Annotated in this window: 6 protein-coding genes; all 6 read right to left on the bottom strand. The window is 71.1% G+C overall.

Annotated elements, in window-relative coordinates:
• Nucleotides 1-378: 378 nt before the first annotated feature.
• A complete protein-coding gene (tyrS, locus tag J7E22_RS16225) occupies nt 379-1,692 on the bottom strand; it encodes a tyrosine--tRNA ligase (protein WP_308159287.1) in 1,314 nt (437 codons plus the stop codon).
• A 53-nt stretch (nt 1,693-1,745) separates the two neighbouring features.
• Nucleotides 1,746-2,468, bottom strand: coding sequence for a DNA-3-methyladenine glycosylase (locus J7E22_RS16220; RefSeq protein WP_214982871.1), 723 nt, complete (start codon nt 2,466-2,468; stop codon nt 1,746-1,748).
• Nucleotides 2,465-3,934: an argininosuccinate lyase gene (argH, locus tag J7E22_RS16215; RefSeq protein WP_214982870.1), complete on the bottom strand. Its 1,470-nt coding sequence runs from the start codon at nt 3,932-3,934 to the stop codon at nt 2,465-2,467. The genes J7E22_RS16220 and argH overlap by 4 nt, the downstream gene beginning before the upstream one ends.
• A 168-nt stretch (nt 3,935-4,102) precedes the next feature.
• Nucleotides 4,103-5,299 carry an argininosuccinate synthase gene (locus J7E22_RS16210; RefSeq protein ID WP_214982869.1) on the bottom strand — a complete coding sequence of 399 codons (1,197 nt, stop codon included), beginning with the start codon at nt 5,297-5,299 and terminating at the stop codon, nt 4,103-4,105.
• 32 nt (nt 5,300-5,331) lie between these two features.
• Entirely contained in the window at nt 5,332-6,348 is a 1,017-nt protein-coding gene (argF, locus tag J7E22_RS16205; protein ID WP_251009276.1) for an ornithine carbamoyltransferase, read from the bottom strand.
• On the bottom strand, nt 6,345-7,511 hold the full coding sequence (locus tag J7E22_RS16200; protein WP_251009293.1) for an acetylornithine transaminase: 1,167 nt from the start codon (nt 7,509-7,511) through the stop codon (nt 6,345-6,347). Before J7E22_RS16200 ends, argF begins: the two co-directional genes overlap by 4 nt.
• Nucleotides 7,512-7,515 lie beyond the last annotated feature (4 nt).

The following is a 7,515-nucleotide window of genomic DNA, read 5'->3' as shown; positions in this document are numbered from 1 at the left end:
AAAGAGGTTCCGCCAGAGAGGCATTCGTTCTTGTTCACCAGTCAGGCCGCGAGGCCTGCGTCGGATCCGAGGACCCTGTGGCTCATCCCGTGGGAGAGAACCGGTGGAGTAGTCATCCTAGGCGTCAAAGCGATCCAGCGCAAGGCCAGATCTGAACTCCAGTGGAGGATGGTCCCACTTGAGGGCCGGCGTGCTCTGGGCTTTCGCTCCAGCCGCTCCGCCGCACCTTTGGGGTGACGAGAGGAAACTATACGCAGGGTTTCGCGGGTGCGCCAAGACCTGCCAGATCCCGGGCGTGTCGCGTTCTGCAACACGTCTCCGCGGAACACGACGATGCCCGGTCCCCCACGGGGGACCGGGCATCGCGGACGATCGAGATCAGCGCAGCGTCACGCCGGCGAGGGTCTTCTTGCCGCGGCGGAGCACGAGCACACCTCCGGGCAGCGCAAGGTCGGCCAGCCGGGCGCCGGCATCCTCGGCGCGGGTGTTGTTCACGTAGACGCCGCCCTGGTCGATCGCGCGGCGGGCCTCACCGAGGGACTTCACCAGCTCGGACTCGACGAGCGCGCGGGCGAGGTCGGCGTCCGGCTCGAGCGAGACCGACCCGGGGAGTTCGCCGATTGCCGCCCGCAACGTCTCCGCATCCAGCGCACCGAGGTCACCGTTGCCGAACAGCGCCGCCGCGGCATCGATCGCCGCCTGGGTCGCCGCGACCCCGTGCACGATCGACGTCACCTCGAACGCGAGGGTCCGCTGTGCCTCACGTCGGAACGGTTCCTCCGCCACCACCTGTTCCAGCCGCTCGACCTCGGCGCGGGACAGGAACGTGAACTGCCGGAGCCGCGGGATCACGTCGGCGTCGGACGTGTTGAGCCAGAACTGGTAGAACGCGTACGGCGACGTCATGTCCGGGTCGAGCCAGATCGCGTTGCCCTCGCTCTTGCCGAACTTCGTGCCGTCCGAGTTCGTGATCAGCGGCGTCCCGAGCGCGTGCACGGTCGCACCCTCGGCACGACGGATGAGTTCCGTCCCCGAGGTCAGGTTGCCCCACTGGTCGGAGCCACCGGTCTGCAGCGTGCACCCGTACTGCCGGAAGAGCTCCCGGTAGTCCAGCCCCTGCAGGATCTGGTAGCTGAACTCCGTGTAGCTGATCCCCGCGTCCGAGTTCAGCCGCGCCGCCACGGCGTCCTTCTTCAGCATCGAGTTGACGCGGAAGTACTTCCCGATGTCCCGGAGGAAGTCGATGGCGGACAGCGGCTCCGTCCAGTCCAGGTTGTTCACGAGCCGCACGCCGTTGTCGCCGTCGGGACTCAGGAACCGGGACACCTGCTCCTGGAGCCGCGCCACCCACTCGGCGACGGTCTCGCGGGTGTTCAGGGTGCGTTCGGCGGTCGGACGCGGGTCACCGATGAGGCCGGTCGACCCGCCCACCAGCGCCAACGGCTTGTGCCCGGCCAACTGGATGCGCCGCATGGTCAGGAGTTGGAGCAGGTTGCCGCAGTGCAGCGACGGTGCCGTCGGGTCGAACCCGCAGTAGTACGTGATGGGCGCGCCGTCGAGGGCCTCTTGCAGTGCGGTCTCATCGGTCGAGACCTGCACCAGGTCACGCCAGCGCAGTTCGTCCCACACCGAGGCGAAGGTGGGGTCGTTCTGCTGGCGCGTCAGGACGTCGTTCGCGGTATCACTGGACACCTCGCCATCGTAGCGCCGGGCGCCGGCCGGGAGGCACGGTGCGGTCGGGGCGGTCAGCCCACCGCCTTCTTGTGCCGCCGGTACGCGGACACGGTCGGGTCACCGGTCAGCCAGAACCGCCACGGGAAGCCCCCGCCGCCAGCGATCCCGGCGACACCGGTGCGCGGCCCCCGGGAGATCCGCGGCACCGTGGTGCCGCCGGGACCGGAACCGGTCGGCCTGCCCTGCGCGGGCAGGGTCTCGGACAGGAGCTCGTCGACCACGTGAGCCGGACCGTCGGCGGTGAGCCGCGCCTCCAGGCCGGGTGCCAGCGTGAGCACGTACGGTCCCGAGCCGTCGAGCAGCGACGTGCCGTCGTCCGTGCCGAGGACCGCGCCCAGCGCGACCCCGAGGTTCCCCGGGCCACGCGCCAGCGCGACGTCCGCGACCGACGGGCCGCGGCGGGACCGAGCCACGTCCCGTCCGTCGACCACCTCGGCCGCGCGGAGCAGGGACCCGGATGACGTGCCGTCGGGAGCGCTCACCACGTTGACGCACGTGTGGATGCCGTACGAGCGGTACGCGTACAGGGTGCCCGGCGGGCCGAACAGGTGGTGGTTCCGCGGGGTCGGACCCCGGTGTCCGTGCGATCCGGGGTCGGTCGGGCCGAAGTAGGCCTCGACCTCCGTGATCCGGAGCGTCACGCCCTTGCCCGTGATCGTCGCGCCGAGCAGGGCGGGCGCGGCGACCGGCGCCGGCTCCGTGAGGAGCGCGCGGACGACGTCGGACGTGGTCATCGGGTGAAGGGGACGCCCTCGGCCAGGTCGCGCACGCGACGGGTCAGGGATGCGAGCTGCTCGGTGACGCGGTCCGGAGCCGTCCCTCCGACACCTGCACGGGACGCGACGCTGCCCTCGATCGTGAGCACGGTGCGGACCTCCGGCGTGAGGTGCTCGGACACCGACCGGTACTCGTCGTCGGTCGGGTCGTCGAGGTCGATGCCGCGTTCCTCGCAGGAGCGGACGAGGGCCCCGGACACCTCGTGCGCGTCACGGAAGGGGACACCCCGACGCACGAGCCACTCGGCGACGTCGGTCGCCAGCGAGAACCCCTGCGGCGCCAGTTCGGCCATCCGTTCGGTGTCGAACGTCAGGGTCGCGACCATCCCGGTGAACGCGGGGAGCAGGACCTCGAGCTGCGCGACCGAGTCGAAGACGGGTTCCTTGTCCTCTTGCAGGTCGCGGTTGTACGCCAGGGGCAGGCCCTTCAGCGTCGCGAGCAGCCCGGTCAGGTTGCCGATCAAGCGCCCGGACTTGCCGCGCGCGAGTTCCGCGATGTCCGGGTTCTTCTTCTGCGGCATGATGCTCGACCCGGTCGAGAAGGCGTCGTGCAGCCGGACGAACCCGAACTCCCTGGTGTTCCAGAGGATGATCTCCTCGGCCAGACGCGACACGTCGATGCCGATCTGCGCGAGCACGAACGCGAACTCCGCTACGACGTCGCGGGCCGCGGTGGCGTCGATCGAGTTCTCGGACGGCCGGTCGAAACCGAGTTCGCGGGCGATGGCGGCCGGGTCGAGACCGAGGGAGCTGCCGGCGAGGGCTCCGGCACCGTACGGGCTGACGCTCGCGCGGCCGGCCCAGTCGCGGAGGCGCTCCAGGTCGCGGACCAGGGGCCACGCGTGGGCCAGGAGGTGGTGCGCGAGGAGCACCGGCTGCGCGTGCTGCAGGTGGGTGCGGCCCGGCATGATCGCCGCGGGGTGCTCGCTCGCCTGCTGGCTCAGCGCGTCCACGAGGTCGATCACCAGGTGCCCGATGCGACGACCGTGGTCGAGCATGTGCATGCGGCCGAGGGTGGCGATCTGGTCGTTGCGGCTGCGTCCCGCGCGGAGCTTGCCGCCCAGCTCGGGGCCGAGGTCGGCGATGAGCAGGCGCTCGAGGGCGCCGTGGACGTCCTCGTCGCCGTCGTCGGGCAGCAGGGAACCGTCGGCGTGCGCGGCGTCGAGGCGATCGAGCCCGGCGAGCATCCGCTCGAGCTCGTCCTCGGTCAGGTACCCGGCGGTCTGCAGTGCCCGGGCGTGGGCACGGGACCCGGCGAGGTCGTACGGCGCGAGCTGCCAGTCGAACTGCGTGGAGCGGGACAGCGCGGCCAGTTCGGGGCTCGGGCCGTCGGCGAAGCGGGCGCCCCAGAGCGCGCCCTGGTTGGTGCCGTCGGCCTTGGTCGATGCGGTCTCCGGCCTGGAGGCCCCGGTTGCGTCCGTCATGTCGTCCTGCGTCGTGTCGGTGGTGGGATGCCGAGGTGGGCACCCGCTGATCGGGGGCGGCGGGACGGACGCGGGGAGCGCCTCCCGTCCGGGTCGCGCACGCGCAGACCGCGAGCGGCGGCGCGTGCGGAGCGGACGGCGGGGTGGGGCCCCGCCGTCCGCGTCGGGTCAGTTCGCGAGGTCGCGGCGCGCCGAGATCTTGCTGGGCAGCGACCAGATCTCGATGAAGCCCTTCGACAGCGACTGGTCGAACGTGTCACCCGTGTCGTACGTGGCGAGGTCGAAGTCGTAGAGGCTCTGCTCCGAGCGACGGCCCGTCACGGTCGCACGACCACCGTGCAGCTGCAGCCGGATGTCGCCCGACACGTGCTGCTGGGTGTGGTCGATGAAGGCGTCCAGGCTGCGCTTGAGGCCGCCGAACCAGAGGCCGTCGTAGACCAGGTCGGCCCACTCGGACTCGACGCCGCGCTTGTAGCGGTTGACGTCACGCTCGAGGGTCAGGCTCTCGAGCTCCTCGTGCGCGGCGATGAGGGCCATCGCGGCCGGGGCCTCGTAGACCTCGCGGGACTTGATGCCGACGAGACGGTCCTCGACCACGTCGATGCGACCCACGCCGTGCTTGCCGGCGAGGGCGTTGAGCTCCTGCACGATGCGGAGCACGCTGAACCGCTGGCCGTCGATCGCGACCGGGACGCCCTGCTCGAACGTGATCGTGACCTCGTCGGCGTCGCGCGGGATCGTGGGGTCCTGCGTGTAGGCGTAGAGGTCCTCGATCGGCGGGTTCCACGGGTCCTCGAGGAACCCGGTCTCCACCGCACGACCCCAGACGTTCTGGTCGATCGAGTACGGCGACTTCTTCGACTGCTGGATCGGCAGGTTGTGCTCGTTCGCGTAGACGATCGCCTTGTCGCGGGTGAGCGCGAGGTCGCGGACCGGGGCGACGCTCGTCAGGTCCGGGGCGATCGCGGCGACCGCGGCCTCGAACCGGACCTGGTCGTTGCCCTTGCCCGTGCAGCCGTGCGCGACGCTGTCGGCGCCGAGCTGCTTCGCGGTGAGGGCGAGGTGCTTCGCGATGAGCGGGCGGCTCAGCGCGGAGACCAGCGGGTAACGCTTCTGGTAGAGCGCGTTGGCCTTGAGCGCCGGCACCAGGTAGTCGTCGGCGAACTCGTCCTTGGCGTCGACGACGATGGACTCCACCGCGCCGCAGTCGAGCGCGCGCTGGCGGATGGCCTCCATGTCCTCGCCGCCCTGGCCGACGTCGACCGCGAGCGCGACGACGTCCTTCCCGGTGGCGTCCTTCAGCCAGCCGATGCCGACGGAGGTGTCGAGACCTCCGGAGTACGCCAGTACGACGCGGTCTGCCATGGGTGTTCTCCTCGGGGTGGGGTGGTTGGTGGTCAGTTCGTGGAGGCGCCGGCTGCGCCGGTGGACCCGGTCGCCGGGGTCGCGCCGGCTGCGCCGGTGGACCCGGTTGCCGGGGTCGCGCCGGTCGCGTTGGCGGCGAGGAGCCAGGCCAGCAGGGCCTTCTGGGCGTGGAGACGGTTCTCCGCCTCGTCCCAGATGATGCTGCGCGGGCCGTCGATGACCTCGGCCGTCACTTCGTAGCCGCGGTCCGCGGGCAGGCAGTGCATGAACACGGCGTCGGCGGCGGCGTGCGCCATGAGCGCATCGTCGACGCGGTAGCCGTTGAAGGTGTCGAGTCGCGCCTGCTTCTCGTCTTCCTTGCCCATCGACACCCAGGTGTCGGTCACGACGACGTCCGCGCCGGCGACGGCGGCGACCGGGTCGGTGACCACGAGGACGGAGCCGCCGGTCTCGGCAGCACGGTGCTCGGCGTCCGTGACGACCTGCGGAGTCGGCGAGAACTCCGCGGGGGCGGCCACGCGCACGTGCATCCCCGCCGTCGCCCCGGCGAGCAGGTACGACTGCGCCATGTTGCTCGCCCCGTCACCGATGAAGGCGACCGTCTGGCCCGCCAGGGTGCCGCGGTGTTCACGGATCGTGAGCAGGTCGGCGAGCAGCTGGCACGGGTGGAAGTCGTCGGACAGGGCGTTCACGACGGGCACCCGCGTGCCCTCGGCCATCTGCTCGAGGCCTGCCTGCCCGTAGGTCCGCCAGACGATCGCCGACACGAGTCGCTCCAGCACACGAGCCGTGTCCGTCGGGGTCTCCTTGCCGCCGAGCTGGCTGTTGGCCGTCGAGATGATGAGCGGGCTGCCGCCCAGGTCGGAGATGCCGACGTGGAAGGACACCCGCGTCCGGGTGGACGACTTGTCGAAGATGACCGCGACGCTCTGCGGGCCGGCGAGCGGTTTCGCGCCCCATCGATCGGCCTTCATCTGGACCGCGAGATCGAGGATGGCGGACTGCTCGGCCTGGCTGAGGTCGTCGTCCCGGAGGAAGTGGCGGGTCATGCGGCGGTCTCCTGTGCGGCGACGGCCGCGAGGCTCTGGCCGAGGATCGCCGCGAAGGCGTCGATCTCGGCGTCGGACACGATGAGCGGCGGCGCGATGCGCAGGCTCGACTCGTTCGGGGCGTTGATGATCAGACCGCGTTCGAGTGCGGCGGCGTTCACCGCGGCGGCCACCGGTCGGGTGAGGCCGATGCCGATGAGCAGGCCGCTCCCCCGGACCTCCTCCACCAGCGGCGAACCGAGCGCCGTGACCGTGCTCCGGATGCGCTCACCCTTGGCGATGGCCCCGCGCACGAGGTCCGCACGCTCGATCTCCTCGAGCACCGCGTTCGCCACGCGGGTGCCGAGCGGGTTGCCGCCGAACGTGGAACCGTGCTGTCCGGCGGAGAACAGGTCGGACGCCCAGCCGAAGGTCACCAGGGCGCCGATCGGGAACCCGCCGGCGATGCCCTTCGCGACCGTGACCGCGTCGGGCACGAACCCGTGCCCCTGGAACGCGAACCAGTTGCCCGTGCGTCCGACGCCCGTCTGGATCTCGTCGAGCACGAGCAGCGCACCGTGTTCCTCGGTCAGACGACGCGCCGCGAGCAGGAAGCCCTCGGGCAGGTCGACGACGCCGGCTTCGCCCTTGATCGGCTCGATGAACAGGGCCGCGACCGTGTCGTCGATGGCGGCCTCGAGCGCGTCGACCGTCGAGTCGATGTGCTCGACCCCCGGGACCATCGGCAGGAAGTCCTCCTGCAGGGCGGGCTTGCCGGTGAGCGCGAGCGCACCCATCGTGCGGCCGTGGAAGCCCTGCTTCAGCGCCAGGATCCGGGTCTTCTTCCCGTCGGCCCCGCGGTTCAGGCGGGCGAGCTTGAACGCGGCCTCGTTCGCCTCGGCGCCGGAGTTGCCGAAGTACACGCGCCCCGCGTCGCCGGCACCCGTGATGCGCTTCAGGCGTTCGGCGAGCTCGAGCTGCGGCGGCGTCGCGAAGTAGTTCGACACGTGGACGAGCTTCGCGGCCTGGTCGGCGATCGCTGCGACGAGTGCCGGGTGCGCGTGCCCGAGGGAGTTGACCGCGATGCCGGCCAGGAAGTCGAGGTACTCGTTGCCGTCGACGTCCCACACGCGGCAGCCCTCGCCGCGCTCGAGCATGATCTTCGGCGGGGTCAGGGATCGCATGAGC

Origin of the sequence: Curtobacterium sp. ISL-83, assembly GCF_018613895.1 — a bacterium.
GTDB lineage: Bacteria > Actinomycetota > Actinomycetes > Actinomycetales > Microbacteriaceae > Curtobacterium.
The sequence above is the reverse complement of the archived record's forward strand: the minus strand, read 5'-3'. Positions and strand labels throughout refer to the sequence as shown.

Coding starts and splice junctions, on each gene's coding strand:
- J7E22_RS16220 (WP_214982871.1), bottom strand. CDS start 2,468: ATGACCACGTCCGACGTCGTCCGCGCGCTCCTCACGGAGCCGGCGCCG.
- argH (WP_214982870.1), bottom strand. CDS start 3,934: ATGACGGACGCAACCGGGGCCTCCAGGCCGGAGACCGCATCGACCAAG.
- J7E22_RS16210 (WP_214982869.1), bottom strand. CDS start 5,299: ATGGCAGACCGCGTCGTACTGGCGTACTCCGGAGGTCTCGACACCTCC.
- argF (WP_251009276.1), bottom strand. CDS start 6,348: ATGACCCGCCACTTCCTCCGGGACGACGACCTCAGCCAGGCCGAGCAG.
- J7E22_RS16200 (WP_251009293.1), bottom strand. CDS start 7,511: ATGCGATCCCTGACCCCGCCGAAGATCATGCTCGAGCGCGGCGAGGGC.